This is a genomic window from Caulobacter mirabilis (assembly GCF_002749615.1).
GTDB classification, from domain to species: Bacteria; Pseudomonadota; Alphaproteobacteria; order Caulobacterales; family Caulobacteraceae; genus Caulobacter; species Caulobacter mirabilis.
Genome location: NZ_CP024201.1, coordinates 1,598,444 through 1,617,919 on the forward strand (window position 1 = coordinate 1,598,444; position 19,476 = coordinate 1,617,919).

The 19,476-nt window shown below is 68.9% G+C and carries 20 protein-coding genes; 12 read left to right on the forward strand and 8 right to left on the reverse strand.

What is annotated here, in order from left to right:
• Positions 1-27 precede the first annotated feature (27 nt).
• The 3 genes from CSW64_RS07880 to CSW64_RS07890 are packed head-to-tail and all read right to left on the reverse strand — an operon-like array spanning position 28 to position 2,991.
• The gene (locus tag CSW64_RS07880) at positions 28-1,044 is read right to left on the reverse strand and encodes an HlyD family secretion protein (RefSeq protein WP_099621594.1); all 1,017 of its coding nucleotides are present in this window, start codon (positions 1,042-1,044) and stop codon (positions 28-30) included.
• Between the two features lie 22 nt (positions 1,045-1,066).
• A complete protein-coding gene (locus CSW64_RS07885) occupies positions 1,067-1,822 on the reverse strand; it encodes an ABC transporter ATP-binding protein (RefSeq protein WP_099621595.1) in 756 nt (251 codons plus the stop codon).
• The gene (locus CSW64_RS07890) at positions 1,819-2,991 is read right to left on the reverse strand and encodes an ABC transporter permease (protein ID WP_099621596.1); all 1,173 of its coding nucleotides are present in this window, start codon (positions 2,989-2,991) and stop codon (positions 1,819-1,821) included. The genes CSW64_RS07885 and CSW64_RS07890 overlap by 4 nt, the downstream gene beginning before the upstream one ends.
• 174 nt (positions 2,992-3,165) lie before the next feature.
• Between CSW64_RS07890 and CSW64_RS07895 the strand changes: the two genes are divergently transcribed.
• The 4 genes from CSW64_RS07895 to CSW64_RS07910 all read left to right on the forward strand — a co-directional run bounded on the left by CSW64_RS07895 (position 3,166) and on the right by CSW64_RS07910 (position 7,755).
• Positions 3,166-5,232, forward strand: a complete 2,067-nt coding sequence (locus tag CSW64_RS07895; RefSeq protein ID WP_245863861.1) for a S46 family peptidase — start codon at positions 3,166-3,168, stop codon at positions 5,230-5,232.
• A 118-nt stretch (positions 5,233-5,350) separates the two neighbouring features.
• Positions 5,351-6,631: a NupC/NupG family nucleoside CNT transporter gene (locus CSW64_RS07900; protein ID WP_099621597.1), complete on the forward strand. Its 1,281-nt coding sequence runs from the start codon at positions 5,351-5,353 to the stop codon at positions 6,629-6,631.
• Positions 6,632-6,652: 21 nt separating this feature from the next.
• Positions 6,653-7,279 (forward strand): glutathione S-transferase family protein, encoded by a 627-nt coding sequence (locus CSW64_RS07905; protein WP_099621598.1) that lies wholly within the window; start codon positions 6,653-6,655, stop codon positions 7,277-7,279.
• Entirely contained in the window at positions 7,279-7,755 is a 477-nt protein-coding gene (locus CSW64_RS07910; protein WP_099621599.1) for a molybdopterin-binding protein, read from the forward strand. The genes CSW64_RS07905 and CSW64_RS07910 overlap by 1 nt, the downstream gene beginning before the upstream one ends.
• Here CSW64_RS07910 and wrbA read toward each other — a convergent pair.
• The 3 genes from wrbA to CSW64_RS07925 form a co-directional block, all read right to left on the reverse strand.
• Positions 7,752-8,354, reverse strand: a complete 603-nt coding sequence (wrbA, locus tag CSW64_RS07915) for an NAD(P)H:quinone oxidoreductase (protein WP_099621600.1) — start codon at positions 8,352-8,354, stop codon at positions 7,752-7,754. The two genes, CSW64_RS07910 and wrbA, sit on opposite strands and share 4 nt — an antisense overlap.
• A 357-nt stretch (positions 8,355-8,711) precedes the next feature.
• Positions 8,712-9,206, reverse strand: coding sequence for a GNAT family N-acetyltransferase (locus tag CSW64_RS07920; protein ID WP_099621601.1), 495 nt, complete (start codon positions 9,204-9,206; stop codon positions 8,712-8,714).
• Between the two features lie 2 nt (positions 9,207-9,208).
• Positions 9,209-9,664, reverse strand: coding sequence for a PaaI family thioesterase (locus CSW64_RS07925; RefSeq protein WP_099621602.1), 456 nt, complete (start codon positions 9,662-9,664; stop codon positions 9,209-9,211).
• Positions 9,665-9,761: 97 nt separating this feature from the next.
• Between CSW64_RS07925 and CSW64_RS07930 the strand changes: the two genes are divergently transcribed.
• The 7 genes from CSW64_RS07930 (at position 9,762) to CSW64_RS07960 (ending at position 14,202) form a co-directional block, all read left to right on the forward strand.
• Positions 9,762-10,025: a FitA-like ribbon-helix-helix domain-containing protein gene (locus CSW64_RS07930; protein ID WP_099621603.1), complete on the forward strand. Its 264-nt coding sequence runs from the start codon at positions 9,762-9,764 to the stop codon at positions 10,023-10,025.
• Positions 10,022-10,399 (forward strand): type II toxin-antitoxin system VapC family toxin, encoded by a 378-nt coding sequence (locus tag CSW64_RS07935; RefSeq protein ID WP_216361255.1) that lies wholly within the window; start codon positions 10,022-10,024, stop codon positions 10,397-10,399. The genes CSW64_RS07930 and CSW64_RS07935 overlap by 4 nt, the downstream gene beginning before the upstream one ends.
• Positions 10,396-10,638: a DUF3253 domain-containing protein gene (locus CSW64_RS07940; protein WP_099621604.1), complete on the forward strand. Its 243-nt coding sequence runs from the start codon at positions 10,396-10,398 to the stop codon at positions 10,636-10,638. Before CSW64_RS07935 ends, CSW64_RS07940 begins: the two co-directional genes overlap by 4 nt.
• A 25-nt stretch (positions 10,639-10,663) precedes the next feature.
• Positions 10,664-11,299: a glutathione S-transferase family protein gene (locus tag CSW64_RS07945; protein WP_099621605.1), complete on the forward strand. Its 636-nt coding sequence runs from the start codon at positions 10,664-10,666 to the stop codon at positions 11,297-11,299.
• 160 nt (positions 11,300-11,459) lie between these two features.
• Positions 11,460-12,047, forward strand: coding sequence for a uracil-DNA glycosylase family protein (locus tag CSW64_RS07950; RefSeq protein WP_099621606.1), 588 nt, complete (start codon positions 11,460-11,462; stop codon positions 12,045-12,047).
• Positions 12,044-13,051 carry an alpha/beta fold hydrolase gene (locus tag CSW64_RS07955; protein WP_099621607.1) on the forward strand — a complete coding sequence of 336 codons (1,008 nt, stop codon included), beginning with the start codon at positions 12,044-12,046 and terminating at the stop codon, positions 13,049-13,051. The genes CSW64_RS07950 and CSW64_RS07955 overlap by 4 nt, the downstream gene beginning before the upstream one ends.
• A gap of 74 nt (positions 13,052-13,125) precedes the next feature.
• Positions 13,126-14,202, forward strand: a complete 1,077-nt coding sequence (locus CSW64_RS07960; protein ID WP_099621608.1) for a Glu/Leu/Phe/Val family dehydrogenase — start codon at positions 13,126-13,128, stop codon at positions 14,200-14,202.
• Positions 14,203-14,293: 91 nt separating this feature from the next.
• On the opposite strand, the gene CSW64_RS07965 is transcribed toward CSW64_RS07960, so the two are convergent.
• Positions 14,294-15,745: an MDR family MFS transporter gene (locus tag CSW64_RS07965; RefSeq protein ID WP_245863862.1), complete on the reverse strand. Its 1,452-nt coding sequence runs from the start codon at positions 15,743-15,745 to the stop codon at positions 14,294-14,296.
• 9 nt (positions 15,746-15,754) lie between these two features.
• Positions 15,755-16,510, reverse strand: a complete 756-nt coding sequence (locus CSW64_RS07970; RefSeq protein ID WP_099621609.1) for a hypothetical protein — start codon at positions 16,508-16,510, stop codon at positions 15,755-15,757.
• Positions 16,511-16,806: 296 nt separating this feature from the next.
• On the opposite strand from CSW64_RS07970, the gene CSW64_RS07975 reads away from it, so the two are divergent.
• Positions 16,807-18,648 (forward strand): phosphoenolpyruvate carboxykinase (GTP), encoded by a 1,842-nt coding sequence (locus tag CSW64_RS07975; protein WP_099621610.1) that lies wholly within the window; start codon positions 16,807-16,809, stop codon positions 18,646-18,648.
• Positions 18,649-19,476 lie beyond the last annotated feature (828 nt).

Below are 19,476 nucleotides of genomic sequence, written 5' to 3' on the forward strand. Positions count from 1 at the left end.
CCCAAGGTGCATGTCCCCGGCCTTCACCTACTTCTCGCGCGCCGGAGTCTTCATCGCGCGGTCGGCCGGGACGCCCTGGGTCGAGACCTTCTGGGCGCCGGCGACCTTGCCCGGCTTCATGAACTTGACCAGGACGCGCTGGCCGATCAGCAGGGGCGTGTTGTCGGCGGTCACGACCACCTCGACCACCCGCTCGTCCGAACGCTGCGACGGATCGTCGGAGGCCAGCTTGCGGGCGCCGAACACCGCCGCCCGGCGCAGGACCTTGCCGACATAGGTCTTGGACGGATCGCCTTCCGGCTGGATCTCGACCTGCTGGCCCGACTGGATGTTCGGGATGTCGCTCTCGACGATCTCGGCGCGGGCGATGCGCGGGGCGTCCGGCTCGAGGTCGAACATGGTCGAGACGTTCAGGGTCGAGGCGCCGGCGCCGGGGTTGGCGTAGCGGCGAGCGATGCGGCCGGCGGTCGGCGCGCGGATGAAGGTCTGCTCCAGGGCGTACTCCGCCGTGCGCAGGGCGGCCATATGGGTGGCGATGGCGGCGCGTTGAGCGGCGATCTGGGCCTCGCCGTCGCGGATCTGGTCGCGCTGCTGGTCGATCTTCTGGCGGGCGACGAAGTTGTTGTCGATCAGGGCTTCCAGGCGCTTGTACTCGCGCCGGGCGGCGTCGAGCTTGACCTGCATCACGGCGATCTGGGCCTGGGCCTGGGCGACGTCGGCGCGGGCGCGCTCGAGGCCGAGACGGGCTTCGTCGTCTTCCTGGCGGGCCAGGATCTGGCCGGCCACGACGCGCTCGCCTTCCTGGACCAGCACTTCCTTGACCACGCCGCCGCGGCGCGCGGCGACCTGGATGATGCCGCCCTCGACGTCGACCTTGCCGTTGGCGATGGCGGCGTAGGGGCTCACCACCTTCTTCTTGGCGGCCTCGGCGGCCTCGGCCTTCTTGGCTTCCTGGTTCTTGGTGAAGGCCGTCACGCCGACGCCGGCGATCACCACCAGCACCAGGCCGATCCACAGCCATTTGTTCTTCAGAAAAGCGGGCATTGCTTGCGGTCCTTAGGATCGGTCAGTGCGAAGCCAGAGTGGCTTCGGGATTGGGGACGCGGCGCTGATCGTCGATGATCTTGCCGTCTTCGATGTGGATCACCCGGTCGGCCCAGGCCTCCAGGCGCGGGTCGTGGGTCACGCAGATCACGGCGGCGCCGTGCTCGGTGGCCGCGCGCCGCAGCAGCTTGATCACCACCTGGCCGTTCTCGCCGTCGAGGGCCGAGGTCGGCTCGTCGGCGAACAGGATCTTCGGGTCCTTGGCCAGGGCGCGGGCGATGGCCACCCGCTGCTTCTCGCCGCCCGACAGCTCGGCCGGGCGCTGGTTCAGGCGGTGGCCGAGGCCGACCTCCTCCAGCGCCTGGGTGGCGCGGCGCTTGGCCTGCTCGGGCGTCAGCCCCTGGTACTTCAGCACCGTCTGCACCTGTTGCAGGGCGGTGAGGGCCGGGAACAGGTTGAAGCCCTGGAAGATGAAGCCGCAGTGGTCGAGGCGGAACTTGTCGATCCGGCCGGTGGAGAGCTTCCACAGGTCGTCGACGTCCAGCGCATCGACGCGGCCTTCTTCCGGACGCAGCAGGCCGGACAGGGCGGCGATCAGGGTCGACTTGCCCGAGCCCGACGGACCCATGACCATGGTCAGGTCGCCGTGGCGGGCATCGAAGTCGACGCCCTTGAGCACTTCCACCCAGGCCTTGCCCGACTTGAAACGCTTGACCAGCTGCTTCGCCTCGATGGCGTAGTCGCCGTGCTTTCCGTGGACCGTGGTGTGACTGTTCATCGAAGCAGATCCGCCGGCTGGCTTTTCTTGAGGATGCCGAGGGACAGCAGACCCGACCCGATGGCGATGAGGATGAGGCCGCCGCCGACGATGATCAGCAGGACCAGCGGCATGCCGATCACGACGGCGTTCATCGCGGCGAGAAGCTTGATCAAGAAGGTCAGGAAGATCGCCGCCGCGACCCCGACCACGCCGACCCAGAAGCTGAGCTCCACGACGATCCGGCGCAGGCTGCCCATGCTGACCCCCAGGGCGCGCAGGGAGGCGAACTCCTTGATGTTGGCCATGATGGCGCCGCGCAGGGTCTGCCAGGTGATGGCCACGCCGATGATGATGCCCAGCACCACGCAGCCGCCGATGATGATGACCAGGATGCCTTCCTCGAACATCGCGTTGGCGTTGGCGTCGGCGAGTTCCTGGCGCGTCCAGGCCTTCCAGTCGCCGTTGCCCATCTTGTTGAGATCGGCGGCGACCTGGGCGGCGCGGGCGGGGTTCTTGATCTTGACCATCAGCGGGCCGACGCGCGGGCCGGTGTCGGCCTGGCCGACCATGCGCAGGGTGTCGCGCGACATGACGATGGTCGGCTGCATCATGTTCGGATAGCCGCGCAGGACGCCGACGACGGTCACGGTCTGGCCGTTGTAGAGCGCCTTGTCGCCCAGCTTCACGCCCAGGGTCGGCAGAGAGGTCTCGTCGATCGCCACCGTGTAGGGCTGGCGCAGGGCGTCGACCAGTTCCTGGGAATAGTCCGTCGGAATGGTCACCGCGCCCGGCGTCGTGTCGATGATGCTGGTCATCACGAACTTCTGCTTCGGCGCACCCTGTTTGGCCCGATCGGCGGCGCTCATCGTCGGGTCGTAGTTCTTGACCGACTGGAAGGTGCCGCCGGCGCCGTCGAAGGGCTGAACCTCAAGCACTTCGGGATGGTTGTAGACCAGCGGCACGAAGCGGCGCGGCAGGCCGGACGGGCCGCTGATCAGGCTGGTGGCGCCGGGGCGCATGACCATGATGTCGGCGCTGGAGCGCTCGGTCTGGGCCGTGAAGCTCTGGCCGATGCCCATGAAGACGCCGGTCATCGACATGACCAGGACGCCGGACAGCGCCAGCGCCATGACGGCCGCCATATAGCGCCGCCATTCGAAGATCAGTGTGGCCAAAGCCAACGACATGATGTGCGGTGCTCCCCGAAACGCCCGAATAACGATGCTCAGGTTCTGTACGGCGCGCCCGTTCTGGCCAAGTTAAATCGAGGTAAGGCCTTGCGGGGCGCCCCGGAAAACGGGTTTGCGGGCGCCGACGTCGTCGTTAAAGACGCCAGAACCTTCCCCTATCGAGGATTTTCGATGAACCGTGTTTCTCCGCTCGCCGTGACCGTCTGCCTCGGCGCGCTGTCGTTCGCCTCGGCCGCCGCCGCCGACGAGGGCATGTGGACGTACGAGAATTTCCCCTCGGCGAAGGTGCAGGCGACCTACGGCGTCAAGATCGACAAGCCCTGGCTGGACCACATGCGCGCCGCCTCGGTGCGGCTGCCCGGCTGCTCGGCCTCGGTGGTCTCCAAGGACGGCCTGGTGCTGACCAACAACCACTGCGTGGTCGACTGCCTGGTGGAGCTGTCCAGCCCTGAGAAGGATCACATGAAGGACGGGTTCCTCACCGCGACGCGTGCGGAAGAGCGCCAGTGTCCCGGCATGACCGCCGAGATCCTGGTCGGAACCTTCGACGTCACCGACCAGATCCGCGCCGCCACCGACGGCAAGACCGGCCAGGACTACGCCACGGCCCGCAGCGCCGCGATCGCCGCCGCCGAACAGGCCAACTGCAAGGGCGAGGCGGGCTTCCGCTGCCAGACCATTCCGCTGTACCGCGGCGGGCAGTACGTGGTGTACCGCTACCAGCGCTACACCGACGTCCGGATGGTGTTCGCGCCCGAGTTCGCGGCGGCCTTCTTCGGCGGCGACCCGGACAACTTCAACTTCCCGCGCTACGACATCGACGCCGCCTTCCTGCGGCTCTACGACAAGGGTCAGGTCGTCAAGACGCCGACCTTCCTGAAGTGGAACGCGAGCGCGCCCAAGGCCGGCGAGCCGACCTTCGTCTCGGGCAATCCGGGCTCGACCGAGCGCCTGCTGACCGTGTCGCAGCTGGAAACCTATCGCGACCTGACCATCCCGGCAGCCCAGCTGCAGCGGTCCGAGCTGCGCGGTCGCCTGATCGAGTACGGTCGGCGTGACGGGGAGGCCAAGCGTCTGGTCGCCGACCCGATCTTCAGCCTGGAGAACAGCTACAAGGTCTTCTTCGGCCGGCAGTTCACGCTCAACGACGCCGCCTTCCTCGACATGAAGCGCAGGGAAGAGGCCGAGCTTCGCGCCAAGGTCGCCGCCGATCCCAAGCTGGCCGCCGAGATCGGCGATCCCTGGGGCGAGATCGACGCGGCTCAGAAGGCCTACGCCGACAGCTTCCTGGCCTACCGCCAGCTGGAATCGGACGCCGGCCGCGGCTCGCAGCTGTTCGCCTGGGCCCGCACCCTGGTCCGCGCCGCCGCCGAGCGGCCGAAGGCCTCGGGCGAGCGCCTGTCGGAATTCGCCGACTCCCGACTGGCCGGCGTCGAGCGCGGCCTGACCACCGCCAAGAAGGTCGAGCTCCCGCTGGAGCAGATCAATCTCGAGCACTGGCTGCTGAAGAGCCGCGAATACCTGGCCGCCGATCCGGAGGCCCAGGCCGCTGTGCTCGGCCGCGAGAGCCCCGAGGGCCTCGCCGCCCGCCTGGTGAAGAGCAAGCTGGCCGACCCGGCCGTCCGCAAGGCCCTGTGGGACGGCGGCGCCGAGGCGATCAAGGCCTCGGACGACCCGATGATCCAATTCGTCCTGAAGCTGGATCCGGCCGCCCGCGGCGTCCGTACGGTCTGGGAGGCCAAGGTTTCGGGTCCGACCGACCGCGCCGCCGAGCGGATCGCCAAGGCCCGGTTCGCGGCCTACGGGGACAGCGTCTATCCGGACGCCACCTTCACCCTGCGCCTGAGCTACGGGAAGGTCGCCGGCTGGACCCATCGCGGCCGCACCGTCGAGCCGTTCACCACCCTGGGCGGCGCCTTCGAACGCGCGACCGGCGAGGAACCCTACGCCCTGCCGAAGAGCTGGCTGGACGCCAAGGCCGGGCTGAAGCTGGACACCGTCTACGACTTCGTCACCACCAACGACATCATCGGCGGCAACTCCGGCTCGCCGGTGGTCAACGCCAAGGGCGAGGTGATCGGCGCGGCCTTTGACGGCAACATCCACAGCCTGGGCGGCGCCTACGGCTACGACGGCGCGATCAACCGCACCGTCGTGGTCTCGACGGCGGGCGTCACCGAGGCGCTGAAAACGATCTACCGCCGCGACGCCCTGGTGAAGGAACTGACCGGGAAGTAGCCGGCGCGATCGCAGTGCGTGGTTCGAACCACGCACTGCATCCTTGCGCCGTCGGGCGCCTTCGTAGTCAATCGTTCGGACAAGGCGCGGGTGGGGACTCGGCGCCTGGGGAGACTTCATGTTCCGGCTCGAGAATGCTCAAAGCCTTGTCGGGATCGCCCTGACCCTTCTGGTCTGCTGGCTGGTGTCGGAGGACCGCAAGCGCTTCCCCTGGCGCCTGGCCCTGGGCGCGCTGGCCGTCCAGGTCGGCCTGATCCTGCTGCTGTTCGGCCTGCCGGCGGCGCGCGGGGTGGTCAAGGCGATCAGCGACGCGGTCGACGGCCTGGGCGCGGCCACGGCGCACGGCACCCAGTTCGTGTTCGGCTATCTCGGCGGCGGGCCGCAGCCCTATCCTGTCGAGAATCCGGCCGCCCAGTTCGTCTTCGCCTTCCAGGTGCTGCCGCTGATCCTGGTGATCTCGGCCCTGTCGGCCCTGCTGTGGCACTGGGGGATCCTGAAGTGGATCATCCGCGGCTTCGGTTTCCTGTTCTCCAAGACCATGGGCATGGGCGGCGCCTCGGCGACGGCCACGGCGGCCAACATCTTCGTCGGCATGGTCGAGACGCCGATCATCATCCGCGCCTATCTCGACAAGCTCACCCGGTCGGAGCTGTTCATGATGATGGTGGTCGGCCTGGCCACCGTCGCCGGCTCGACCATGGTCGCCTACGCGACGGTCCTGAAGTCGGTGCTGCCCAACGCCGCCGCCCATGTGCTGGTCGCGTCGGTGGTCTCGGCGCCCGCCGGCGTTCTGCTGGCCCGGCTGATCGTGCCGGAGAAGAGCGGGGAGGGCGGGGTGAGCGTCGACTATACCTCGCTGCTGAAATACGACAGCGCCATCGACGCCATCTCCAAGGGCGTCAGCGACGGCCTGATGGTGGTGCTGAACATCTCGGCCATCCTGATCGTCTTCGTCGCCCTGGTCGCCATCGGCAACGAGCTGCTGAGCCTGCTGCCGGCCATCGGCGGCCAGCCGGTGACCATCGAGCGTATCCTGGGGGTGGCCTTCTCGCCCCTGGCCTGGAGCCTCGGGGTCGACTGGAGCGAGGCCGGCAAGGCCGGCTATCTGCTCGGCGTGAAGTTGATGCTCACCGAGTTCATCGGCTTCATCCAGCTGGGCGCGATCCCGGCCGACCAGATGAGCGAGCGCACCCGGATGATCATGACCTACGCCCTGTGCGGCTTCGCCAACGTGGGGTCGGTGGGCATCACGGTCTCGGGCATGGGCGTACTGATGCCCGAGCGCCGCGGCGAGATCATCGGCATGGTCTGGAAGGCCCTGTTGGCCGGCTTCCTGGCGACCTGCATGACGGCCGCGGTCGTTGGCGCCATGCCGCGTGAGCTGTTCGGGATTCAATAAAGAAAAACAAGGGGAACGCTTATGAAGCTCTACGACAGCCTACGGGCGCCGAACCCGCGCCGCGTGCGTTGGTTCCTGGCCGAGAAGGGCGTCGAGGATCAGCTCGAGATCATCAACCTCGACATCCTCAAACAGGAGCACCGCGACCCCGGCTTCCTGGCCAAGGCGGGCCTGGCCAACATTCCGGCGTTGGAGATCGACGACGAGACCACCATCACCGAGTCGGTCGCCATCTGCCGTTACCTGGAGAGTCTCTTCCCCGAGCCGAACATGTTCGGCCGCGACGCCAAGGAGACCGCGGTCATCGAGATGTGGACCCGCCGCGCCGAGATGATGCTGGCCACGCCGCTCATGCTGGCGGTCCGCCACAGCCATCCGGCGCTGGCGGCGCTGGAGAAGCAGATCCCCGAGATCGCCGAGAGCAACAAGGCGGGCGCAACCCGGGCGTTGAAGGTCTTCGAGCGCCGGCTGGGCGAGAGCGCGTTCATCGGCGGCGATCGCGTCACCATCGCCGACATCCTGGCCGCCTGCTCGATCGACTTCTCGCGCATGGCCCGCTTCGCCATCCCGGATGAGGCCCCGAACGTGAAGCGCTGGTACGAGGCCATGCAGGCCCGGCCGGCGGCGAAGGCGGGGACGGGCGCCTGATGCGCGCCCTGCTGGCCGCGGCGGTCCTGCTGCTGGCGCCGGTCGCGGCCGGCGCCCAATCCTCGTCTCAGACCCTGACCGTCACCAACGCCGACGGCAAGGCGACGATCTTCACGGCGGAGACGCTGAAGGATCTGCCGCGCGCCAAGGCTCTGCTCGGCGGCAAGCGGGGCTACGAAGGGACGACCCTGTCGTCGGTGCTGCGCGAGGCGGGCGTGGTCCAGGGGCCGCGCCTGCACGGCAAGCCGATGGCCGCCTATGTCGTGGTCGTCGGCAAGGACGGCTATCGCGCCGTCCTGTCGCTGGCCGAAACCGATCCCAGCTTCCGCGACGCCCCGATCATCCTGGCCGACCGGAAAGACGAAGGGCCCCTCGCGGAGAACGAAGGGCCCTGGCGTCTGGTGATCGGCGCCGACGCCCGCCCCGACCGCGGCGTGCGCCAGGTCGAGACGGTGTCGGTGGTGCTGGCGCCTTAGCCGAACAGCTTCTTCGCCGTCTGGGCGACCAGTTCGCCTTGGTGGCGGGCGCCGGCGAGGTCGATCTCTGAGGGCTGGCGGCTGCCGTCGCCGCCGGCCACGGTGGTGGCGCCGTAGGGCGCGCCGCCGACGATCTCATCGAGGCTCATCTGACCCTGGTGGCTGTAGGGCAGGCCGACGATGGTCATGCCGAAGTGCAGCAGGTTGGTGATGATCGAGAACAGGGTCGTCTCCTGGCCGCCGTGCTGGGTGGCGGTCGAAACGAAGGCCGCGCCGACCTTGCCGTTCAAGGCGCCGCGCGCCCACAGTCCGCCGGCCTGGTCGAGGAACGCGGCCATCTGGGACGACATCCGGCCAAAACGGGTGCCCGTGCCGACGATGATGGCGTCGTAGTGTTCCAGGTCCGCGATGGTCGCGACCGGGGCCTCCTGGTCCAGCTTGAAGTGGGCGGCCTTGGCGACTTCCAGCGGCGCCGTCTCGGGCACGCGCTTGATGTCGACGACGGCGCCCTCGACCGAACGCGCGCCCTCGGCGATGGCCTTGGCCAAGGTCTCGATGTGGCCGTAGCTGGAATAGTAGAGGACGAGGATCTTCGGCATGACGGGCTCCCGTTGGTCTCGGCGAAACGCCTCAACCGGCGCGCCGTTCTGTAACTGACATTGTGTCAGATATGATCGCCTGTCCTCTCGTCAAGACTGCTCCGCGCCGATCGGCGAAATTTCTTGGAGATGTCGTGGCGGAGGCAGGCGGCGCGCCTCGCGGCGGCGGCGGTCAGCCCAGGGTGCGGACCGCGGGGGCCGCGACGGTCATCCAGATCGTCGCGACCAGACTGACGCTGGCGAGCGCCAAGGTCATCAGGTTCTTCATCGTCGTCCCTTCTCTCTGACCGAGAAATGGGTGTGGCGAGAATGTGGCGCAATGGTCCGGCCGATCTTTGTTCGGCGAGCGTCAGGGCCTCAGCCGGCCCGGCGGCGGGGGAGGGCTTCCCACTCGCGGCGCAGCATCGAGAACAGCAGCGACGAGACGTAGCGGTCGGGGTGGCGATGCACCTCGCGCAACGTACCTTCGTGGACGAAGCCCTCGCGGCGGTAGACGTGCTGGGCGCGCGGATTCTCCTCGGAGACGCCCAGCTCCAGCCGATTGCAGCCGGTGGTCTCGAACACATGGTCGACGATGGCCGGAACCAGCCGACGGCCGAGGCCCTCGCCGGCGTGAACCGCGCCCAGCCGCTTCAGCAGGACGACGCCGTGCGGGTTGTCCAGCTTCATCAGGATGGCGAAGGCCAGCACCTCGCCGTGCTCGCGCCAGACCAGGTAGCGGGCGTCGCTGGACGCCATGTGGCGGGCGTGCTCCTCCGCCTCGAAGGCCCCGATGAAGACGTCGTAGCCGGGCAGGCGCTCGATCGCCATGATCGCCGGGATGTCCTGCGGCGCAGCCGGTTCGAGCGCCACTGTCAGAGCCTCCGCGCGACCTTCTTGATGACGCCGGAGAAGGTCATCATCGGCTCGCCGCCGGTGGAGATCAGGCCGCGCACGAAGACCATCGACTTGCCGGACTTCACCACCTCGCCGGTGCATTCGACCAGGTCGCCCTCGTGGGCCGGGCCGACGTACTCGCCGCCGAGGCTGACGGTCACGGCGTGGGTGTTCTCCAACTCGCGCCAGGCCAGGGCGAACAGGGCGAAGTCGGCGAAGGTCATCATGCAGCCGCCGTGCATGAAGCCGCCGCCGTTCATGTGTTTCTTTTCGGCCCGGAAGGCGCAACGGATCGAGCCGTCCTCTTCCTCGCGGAAGTAGTAAGGGCCGGACTGCGCCTCGAACGGGTCGCTGTCGCCCCAGAAGCGCCAGCCCGCCCATTCGCCTTCCGTAATCAGTCTCGGCCCATTGGGGGCCTCGTTGCCGCCGTCCATGCCAGTCTCCCTGTGTGGCCTCGGACGTAGTGCCAAGGTCATGCGGGCTCAAGTGAAACGATTTGAATGCAATGCTAGCATTGCTTACAATGACAGCATGCCGACTCTGACCATCCGCAACATTTCCGAGAGCGCCCACGACGCCCTGCGTCGCCGCGCCGCCGAGAACCGGCGGTCGATGGAGGCCGAGGCGCGCCTGCTGATCGAGACGCTGGACGCCGCACCCGCCCAGGACATCGACTGGGAGCGCCTGCGGGCCTTGCAGGCGCGCGCGATAGCAGCCGTCGGCGGCCCAGAGGCGGCCAAGGGCGTGGTCGATGAATTCCTCGCTAATCGCCTCAAGGATTGGGGCGAGGAGTGATCGTCCTCGACGCTTCCGCCGTTCTGGCTGTGATCTACAATGAACCGAAGGCTGACGAGATCGCTCGGCGACTGCCCGGTGCGGTGATGTCGATCGTCAACTTGACCGAGGCCCTGAGCGTTGTCGCCCATCGTGGAGAACGGCCCGCCGACTTCGACGCGCTGCTCCGCGAAGCCGGGGTCGAGATCGCGCCCGTCACCGCCGCCCAAGCCGTCGATGCGGCGACACTTCGGCCATTGACCTCTCATCTAGGCCTGTCGCTCGGCGACCGGCTCTGTCTCGCTCTGGCGCGTGAGCGCCGCCTGCCTGTCCTGACCACCGAGCGCCGCTGGTCGGAGCATGAATTCGGGATTCCCGTGGAGTACGCCCGTTGACCACCTCGCCCATCGAAGACGCCATCCTCGACCTGCTGGCCAAGACGCCGGCCGGCAAGAGCATCGATCCCGCCGAGGTCGCCAAGCAGCTGCAGCCCGAGCGCTGGCAGCGGATCCTGCCCCAGGTGCGGGCCACCGCCGTCGGCCTGGCGCGCCAGGGCAAGCTGGTGATCACCCGCCACGGCAAGCCCGCCGATCCCGATAGCTTCAAGGGCGTGTATCGGCTAAAGCTGCCGTAGGTTGGTCCTCAAAGGAAACGGACTCATGATCGTCTACGGCGCCACGCTCTCCCCGTTCGTTCGCAAAACCCTGGCGGCCGCCGCCGAGAAGGGAATCGAGGTCGAGCACCGCGTGCCGCGGCCGGGCGTTCCCGATCCCGACTTCCAGGAGTGCAGTCCGTTCGGCAAGATTCCGGGGTTCCGGGACGGCGACTTCTGCATCTCGGACTCCAGCGCCATCATCGCCTATTTCGAGGCGATCAAGCCGGAGCCGGCGCTGATCCCGGCCGAGGCCAAGGCCCGCGCCCGCACCGTCTGGTTCGAGGAGTTCGCCGACACCATTCTGGTCGGGGCCGCCGGCAAGATGTTCTTCAACCGCATCGTCGTGCCGATGTTCATGGGGCGGGAGGGCGATGCGGGGGTGGCCGACGCCGCCGAGCGGAAGGAAATGCCGCCGATCCTCGACTACCTCGAGCGCGTGGTTCCGGCGCCGGGCGGCCATCTGGTCGGCGACGGCCTGACCCTGGCGGACCTGGCGGTGGCCAGCCCCTTCGCCAATCTGCGCCACCTGAACTTCGACCTGTCGAAATGGCCGAAGACCAAGGCCTGGGCCGACGCCGTGCTCGACCGCCCGTCCTTCGCCCGCATGGTCGAGGGCGAGACGCGGCTGCTGAACCGGTAGAGTTGCAACCTCTATCCGTCATCGTCGGACCTGTTCCGGCGACCCATGAACACGGACCGTCCAGGAACGGCGCGGCGTCTCAGCGCTTCTTCTTGTTTCGCGCCACGCATGGGTCCTCGCGACGAGCGCGAGGATGGCGGAGCGGGGGTGTATCCCGCCGATGAGCCTCGACGCCGTCCTCGCCGACATTCGCGCCTGCCGGGCCTGCGCCGGGGATTTTCCTCATGCGCCGCGGCCCGTGGTGCGGGTCGCGGCGGGGACGCGGCTGCTGATCGCCGGCCAGGCGCCGGGGCGGCGGGTGCACGAGAGCGGCCTGCCGTTCGATGACGCCTCGGGCGACCGCCTGCGCGACTGGATGGGCGTCGACCGGGCGACCTTCTACGGCCACCCGGCGATCGGGGTGGCGGCCATGGCCTTTTGCTTCCCGGGCACGGACCCCAAGGGCGGCGACTATCCGCCGCCGCGCCGCTGCGCCGAGCTCTGGCGGGCGCCGCTGCTGGCGGAGCTGAAAGCGGTTGAACTGACCCTGCTGGTCGGGGGTTACGCCCAGGCCTGGGCGCTGGGCCGGCGGATGAAGGCGACCATGACCGAAACCGTAAGAGCCTGGCGGGAGTATCTGGATGAGGGCGTCCTGGTCCTGCCGCACCCGTCCTGGCGCAACACCGGCTGGTTGAAGCGGAATCCTTGGTTCGAGGACGAGGCGGCGCCTTTCCTCCGCCACAGGGTCGCGGGCATGGTGGCGGCATGAACCGCCGCGCGCTCCTCATCTCCGCCGGCGCGGCCGGGCTGTCGGCCTGCGCCCCCACCGTCCAGCTGGCCGGCCTGCCGGGACCTGAGTTCAGGGGGCCCAGGTTCGAGGACGACGTCTTCGTCAGCTTCGACGGCGCCCATCTCGGCCTGACGACCTGGAAGGCCGAGGGCCAGGCGAAGGCCGTCGTCGTCGCGCTGCACGGCATGAACGACTACGCCAACGCCTTCCATTTCGCGGCGCCGGTCTGGGCGCGGGCCGGGGTCACCACCTACGCCTTCGATCAGCGCGGCTTCGGCCGCTCGCCTCAGCGCGGGGTCTGGGGCGGCGAGGCCCTGATGACCGAGGACCTGCGCATCTGCGTCGACGTGGTCCGCAGGCTGCACCCGGACCTGCCGGTGACGGTGATCGGCGAGAGCATGGGCGGGGCGGCGGCGATCGTCGCCTTCGCCTCGCAGCGTCCGCCGGACGCCCATCGCCTGGCCCTGATGGCGCCGGCGGTCTGGGGCTGGTCCAGCCAGCCGCTGCCCTACAAGACCGCCCTCTGGTTCACCGCCCATGTCGCCGGCAGTACGGTGCTCAAGCCGCCGCGCTGGATCACCGACCGCGTCCAGCCGACCGACAACTATGACGAGCTGATCGCCATGGGCCGCGACCGGCTGATGATCTGGGGCGCGCGCAACGACACCCTTTACGGCCTGGTCGACCTGATGGAGATGGCCTGGGCGGGGGTGGGGCGACTGGCCGTTCCGACGGCCTATTTCTACGGCGCGCGCGACGAGATCATCCCCCAGGAGCCGACCTTCGAGTCCGCGCGCCGGCTGAAGCCCTCCGATCGCTCGGCCTACTACGCCGACGGCTGGCACCTGCTCAGCCGCGACAAGCAACGCGACCGGGTGATCGGCGACCTCCAGAGCTGGATCCTGGATCCGGCCGCGGCCTTCCCCTCCGATCCCCCGACCATCCCGACCGCGCCGGCGGCGCGACGCAGACCCGCGGTTTGAGGCTTGTTCGACGGCGCGCGCGGGCGTACATCCCGCCGCGCACGTTCCTTCCCCTAAACGGCAAAGTTCACGGCATGACCCTGTTCGATTCTCCCGACTTCGCGAACCACGAAGGCGTACACGCCGTCTTCGACGAAAAGTCCGGCCTGAAGACCATTATCGCCGTTCACTCGACCGCCCGCGGCCCGGCCGCCGGCGGCTGCCGCATGTGGCCCTACGCCAGCGCCGAACAGGCCCTGACCGACGCCCTGCGGCTGTCGCAGGGGATGTCCTACAAGAACGCCATGGCCGATCTGCCGCTCGGCGGCGGCAAGTCGGTGATCATCGGCAATTCGCGCACCGACAAGACGCCGGCCCTGTTCGAAGCCTTCGGCCGCGCGGTCGACGGCCTTGGCGGCCAGTACTGGACGGCCGAGGACGTCGGCGTCTCGCCGGGCGACCTGGCCCACGCCAGCCGCGTCACCAAGTACGTCGCCGGCCTGGAAGGCCACCCGGCCGCCTCTGGCGATCCGAGCCCGGTGACCGCCGAGGGCGTGTTCCGCGGCGTCCGCCTGTGCGTCGAGCGCGCCTACGACCGCGACCTGACCGGCGTCACCGTCGCCATCCAGGGCGTCGGCCATGTCGGCGCCTACCTGGCCGAGAAGCTGCACGCCGCCGGCGCCAAGCTGGTGATCACCGACGTCAACGAACAGGCCCTGGCCGCCGTGGCCGCCAAGACCGGGGCCCAGATCGTCGCCCCGGACGCCATCTTCGACGTCGAGGCCGAGGTCTTCGCCCCCTGCGCCCTGGGCGGTGCGGTCAACCTGCAGAGCCTGTCGCGCCTGAAGGGCCGCGTCATCGCCGGCGCCGCCAACAACCAGCTGGCCACGCCGGAAGTCGGCCGCCTGCTGTTCGACAAGGGCCTGCTCTACGCCCCCGACTATGTGATCAACGGCGGCGGCATCATCAACGTCGCGGCCGAGATCATCGGCATCGAGAACGGAACCGCCTTCGACGCCGACTGGGTGAACGCCAAGCTCGACCGCCTCGCCCTGACCCTGGCCGAGGTCCTCGACCGCTCGGCCGCCGAGAAGCGCCCGACCCACGAGGTCGCCGACGAGATGGCCAAGGCCCGCATCGCCGACGCCACCCGCGTGAAGGCCGCGGCCTAGGCCCCGAGGGGACATGCTCCGGCGCAGCCGGTGCGTGTCCCCGATCTGCGAGATTACGGGGACACGCACCCTCCGGGAGCATGTCCCCGCGTCAGGCGCGCTTGCTGCCGCTGATCGCCGCGCCGGCGTCCTTGTCCAGCCGCCAGTAGACCAGGACCGCCAGCAAGGTCGTCGCGCCCACGGCGATGTAGGGCAGGGTGAAGCGGTCGGCCGTCAGCTGACCGCCCGAGCCTCGGGCCAGATGCAGCATCAGCCCGCCGAAGCTGACCCCCATGGCCAGGCCGATCTGTTGGGTCACCGCCGACAGGGTCGAGGCCTGGGCGATCTGGTCCTGGGGCACGTCGGCGTAGGCGATGGTGTTGGCGGCGATGAACTGGCTCGAGCGGGCGAAGCCGGCCCCGGCCAGCAGAGCCATGATCAGCCACACCGGCGTGTCGGCGTTGAAGAAGCCCGGCGCGGCCGTGAGCAGCGCGGTCAGGGTTACGAACAGCAACAGCACCAGCCGAAAGCCCCAGCGCTTGAGCAGCGGCGCGGCGAACGGGCGGGCGACGAAGACGCCCAGCCCGCCGGCCAGGGTCACCCACCCCGCCTGCAGCGGAGACCAGCCCAGCCCGACCTGCAGCAGCAGCGGCATCAGGAACGGGCTGGCCCCGATGCCCAGCCGGACCAGGGTCCCGCCCAGCAGGCTGGCCCGGAAGGTGGGATAGCGCAGCAGGTCGAGGTTCAGGATCGGCCGCGGCGTTCGGCGGGCGAGGCGCACATAGGCCCAGCCGCAGGCCAGGGCGGCCAGGACGACGCCGGCGGCGAGCGGAAGCGGCAGCAGGCTCAATCCGGCGGTCTCGGCGACAACCACGATGCCGGTGATCGCCGCCGCCGACAGCAGGAAGCCGCCGATGTCGAACGGGCCGGGATCGACGGCGGGAATGCGCGGCACCAGCCGGATCACCGCGATCATGCCCAGCAGCCCGATCGGCAGGTTGATGAAGAAGATCCACGGCCAGTCGGCGACCGACAGCACGAACCCGGCCAGCGGCGGTCCGACCAGGGGCCCGACCAGCGCCGGCATGGTGAACCAGCCCATGGCCCGGATCAGGTCCTCGCGCGGGGCCGAGCCGACCACGATCAGCCGCGCTACGGGGGTCATCATCGCCCCGCCGATCCCCTGGACGATCCGCGCCCCGACCAGTTCGCCGAGATTGCTGGAGAAGCCGCACAGGGCCGAGCCGAGCAGGAAGACGCCCATGGCGGTCAGGAACACGCGCCGCGGCTCGAACCGCTCGGCCGCCCAGCCGCTGATCGGGATGAAGATGGCCAGCGCCAGGATGTAGGAGGTCAGGGCCAGCTTCAGATGGACCGGGTCGGCGTCGAAGGCCTTGGCCAGGGTCGGCAGGGCGGTCGACAGGGCCGTGGAGTCGATGAACTCCATGAACAGGGCGCTGGCGACGGCGAGATAGGCGATGCGGGGAACGGTCTGGGCGGGCGGCGGCGCAGCCTCGCTCGGCTCGGCGACGGGCGCCGGCCGCTCTGTCGGTTCCTCGGACACGCTCCCCTGTTAGCGCCGAGGCAGCCTCTGTTCAAACCGGACCTTCTGCGGCGGCTGGCCGCTGATGGTGAAGTTCACCCCGACGACGGTGTCCTCGCGCGAGATCCCATAGGCGCCGGTCTCCCGCCGCGCGACGCTCAGCGCCACCTGCCGGTCGCCCTGTCGCCAGCCGAGGCCGACCTGGGCCTTGCCGTACTCGGCCAGCCGCTCCACCGACCAGCCGCCACGACGCCAGCCCTGGATCGGATCACGGATCAGGTTGAGGCCGAACGCCTCGCCGGAGCCGGCGGCGAAGACGAACCAGCGCCCCTTGCCCCGGTCCTGTGGCGGCGGGCCGATGCGCAGCAACAGCCGGCGGGCGTCGAAGCCGCGCTCCGCAGGGGGCGCGGCCAGGGGCAGGGCGGGGATCGCCTCGGCGTCCGTGCGCATCTCCAGGCGGGCGGTCGGCGCCGGGCGTGTCGGTTGGAACGCGGCGCGGCGGAGGTCGCCCGGCGGCGTCGACGCCAGGGCGCGGCGTTCGATGGATGGTTGGGGCGAAGGCGTCGCCGCGGCGAGGGTCTCGATCGGCGGCGATATCGGCGGCCCGCCCGCGAGCGGCGGCGTTTCGAGATTCTCGGCCCAGCGGCCGGTGTGGACCAAGGCGTCGGGATCGTCGTGCGTGGGCGCGCCGGCCAGGAAGGCCGTCGACGGCACGCCGTCCACATCGTCGCCCCAGCCGGTCGCCGAGAATAGGCAGGCGCCGCCCAGGACGGCTACGCCCAGCAATGTCCGCCCCCGCATCGCGCCCCCGCACGTTCGGTTTCCCCAGCGAAAGGGTTAACAACTCGGCGGCGAAGCGCAACACTTCTTCGCGGCCGTCGATCGGGCGCAGGAGCTTGAGAAGCGGGGCTTTCAACTAAGGTTCTGTAACAGAACGTCAGCGTCCGGAGAGCGTCGGGGCGCCGTTAAGACTTGCCCCGAACCTGCGCGCTCGGCTAGGCAGGACCCCGCGCAAGGCGTCGACCTAGAGCCGCGAAGACGGACGGATCGAAGACGCCCATTTTATAGGAGGGCGTCCAGTCATGGGCGAAACCACGATTCTGGGCCTCGACCAGGCTCCGACCAAACACGCCGGCCTTATCGCCTGGGTGAAAGAGATCGCCGCGCTGACCAAGCCCGATCGCGTCCACTGGTGCGACGGCTCCGACGCGGAGTGGGACGCCCTGACGACCCGGCTGGTCGAGGCGGGCACCCTCAAGCGCCTGAACCCGGCCAAGCGTCCCAACAGCTTTTACGCCGCCTCCGACCCGCGCGACGTCGCCCGGGTCGAGAGCCGCACCTTCATCTGTTCCGAGAATGAGATCGACGCCGGCCCGACCAACAACTGGTCCGACCCGGTCGAGATGCGCGAGCGCCTGGCCGGCCTGTTCGACGGCTGCATGCGCGGCCGCACGATGTATGTCGTGCCGTTCTGCATGGGTCCGCTCAACTCGCCGATCAGCGCCCTGGGCGTGGAGATCACCGACAGCGCCTACGTCGCCATCTCGATGCGGGTGATGACCCGCATGGGCAAGGGCGCGCTGGACATGCTGGGCGAGCACGGGTTCTTCGTTCCGGCCGTGCACACCCTGGGCGCGCCGCTGGCCGAGGGCCAGGCCGACGTGCCCTGGCCCTGCAACGACGACAAGTGGATCGTCCACTATCCCGAAACCCGCGAGATCTGGTCGTACGGCTCGGGCTACGGCGGCAACGCCCTGCTCGGCAAGAAGTGCTACGCCCTGCGCATCGCCTCGGTCATGGCCCGCGACGAGGGCTGGTTCGCCGAACACATGCTGATCCTAAAGCTGACCTCGCCGAAGGGCGCGGTCCGCTACGTCGCGGCCGCCTTCCCGAGCGCCTGCGGCAAGACCAACCTGGCCATGCTGCAGCCGACCATCGACGGCTGGAAGGCCGAGACCGTCGGCGACGACATCTGCTGGATGCGCTTCGGCGACGACGGCCGCCTGTACGCGATCAACCCGGAAGCGGGCTTCTTCGGCGTGGCGCCGGGCACCGGCATGGCCACCAACAAGAACGCGGTCGAGGCGCTGAACCACGACACCGTCTTCACCAACGTGGCGCTGACCGAGGACGGCGACGTCTGGTGGGAAGGCCTGACCGACGACAAGCCGGCCAAGCTGACCGACTGGCGCGGCAACGCCTGGACGCCGGAGAGCGCCGAGCCCGCCGCCCATCCGAACGCGCGCTTCACGGTCGCCGCGGCCCAATGCCCGGTCATCGCCGGCGAGTGGAACGACCCGGCCGGCGTGCCGATCAGCGCCATCCTGTTCGGCGGCCGTCGCGCCAGCGCCGTGCCGCTGGTCACCGAGGCCTTCGACTGGGCTCACGGCGTGTTCATGGGCTCGACGGTCGCCTCGGAAGGCACCGCCGCGGCCGAGAACAAGGTCGGCGAACTGCGCCGCGACCCGTTCGCGATGCTGCCCTTCTGCGGCTACAACATGGGCGACTACTTCAACCACTGGCTGGAGGTCGGCGCCAAGGCGGATGCGGACAAGCTGCCGAAGATCTTCATGGTCAACTGGTTCCGCAAGGACGAGGCCGGCAAGTTCGTCTGGCCGGGCTACGGCGAGAACGCCCGTGTCCTGAAGTGGATCTTCGAACGCCTGGAAGGCGAGGCCGACGCCGTCGACACCGCCATCGGCCGCCTGCCGGCCGCCGGCGCCCTGGACGTCTCGGGCCTGGACCTGAAGGAGGCTCAGCTGGATCTGCTCCTGACCGTCGACCGCGACGTCTGGACCGAGGAAGCCTCGCTGATCCCGGCCTTCTACGGCAAGTTCGGCGATCGCCTGCCCAAGGCCCTGTGGAGCCAGCACGAGGCGCTGACCCAGCGCCTCAGCGGCCAGGCGGCGGTGGCGGCCGAATAGGCGCCGACGCTCTAAGCATTGGACAAGAGAAAGGCCCGCGAGACGCTCGCGGGCCTTATTCGTTGCGGCTTCGATGCTCGTGTCAGCGACCGCCCTGGCCGTCGTCGGCCTTGAGGTCCCGGTCACGGCGTCGGAAGTGGGAGTCCGCCTTCGACCCTTAGCGGGCTTTCGCGTCAAGCGACTCTGTGACGTCACGCCAACTGATCCCTTCAGGTAGGGGAGAGCCGCAAGTGAAAGCGGAGAATGCTTCCGCCACCACAGCGGAGGAAAACCACTCGTCGGAGCGGAGTCGGACTGCCCCGCCGCTGAAGACCAACGCAGTACCGTCAGCGAAGACCGAACTCGGCTTGCCGTGAAAAGCTCTAAAATGCTTTCCGGTGGAAGCGTCGTGTCGCTCTAGAAGGCAAGTTACTCCGCCGCCTGCCACCTGAAGATATGAGCCGTGCTCGTCGGTTAGTGACGCATAAGAATGGGGTCCATAGCTCCGGAGCTTCAGGATTGCAGACCGAACCTGCTTCTCGGTCGGCTGCTCCACCGGTGATCTGCGCTCCACCTCTAGTCTCAAGACCAACTCCTCATTCAGGCTGAGTCAGGCAAGCACACAGAGCGTCCGCTCTCCACCCTCACCGGGTCTTATGAAAGACCACTCTGGGAGATCAGGCCTCCGCGCTACCCGTCCCTCTCTCCTTGGGAGAGGTGGCCCTGCGAAGCCCGTAGGGCGGAGCGGGGGCGGAGTGGGAAGCGCGGAGGGAAGCCGTTCGGCCTCGGTTCTTCCCACTCAGTCACGGCTTCGCCGCGACAGCTCTCCCAAGGGGAGAGCGACTGGCG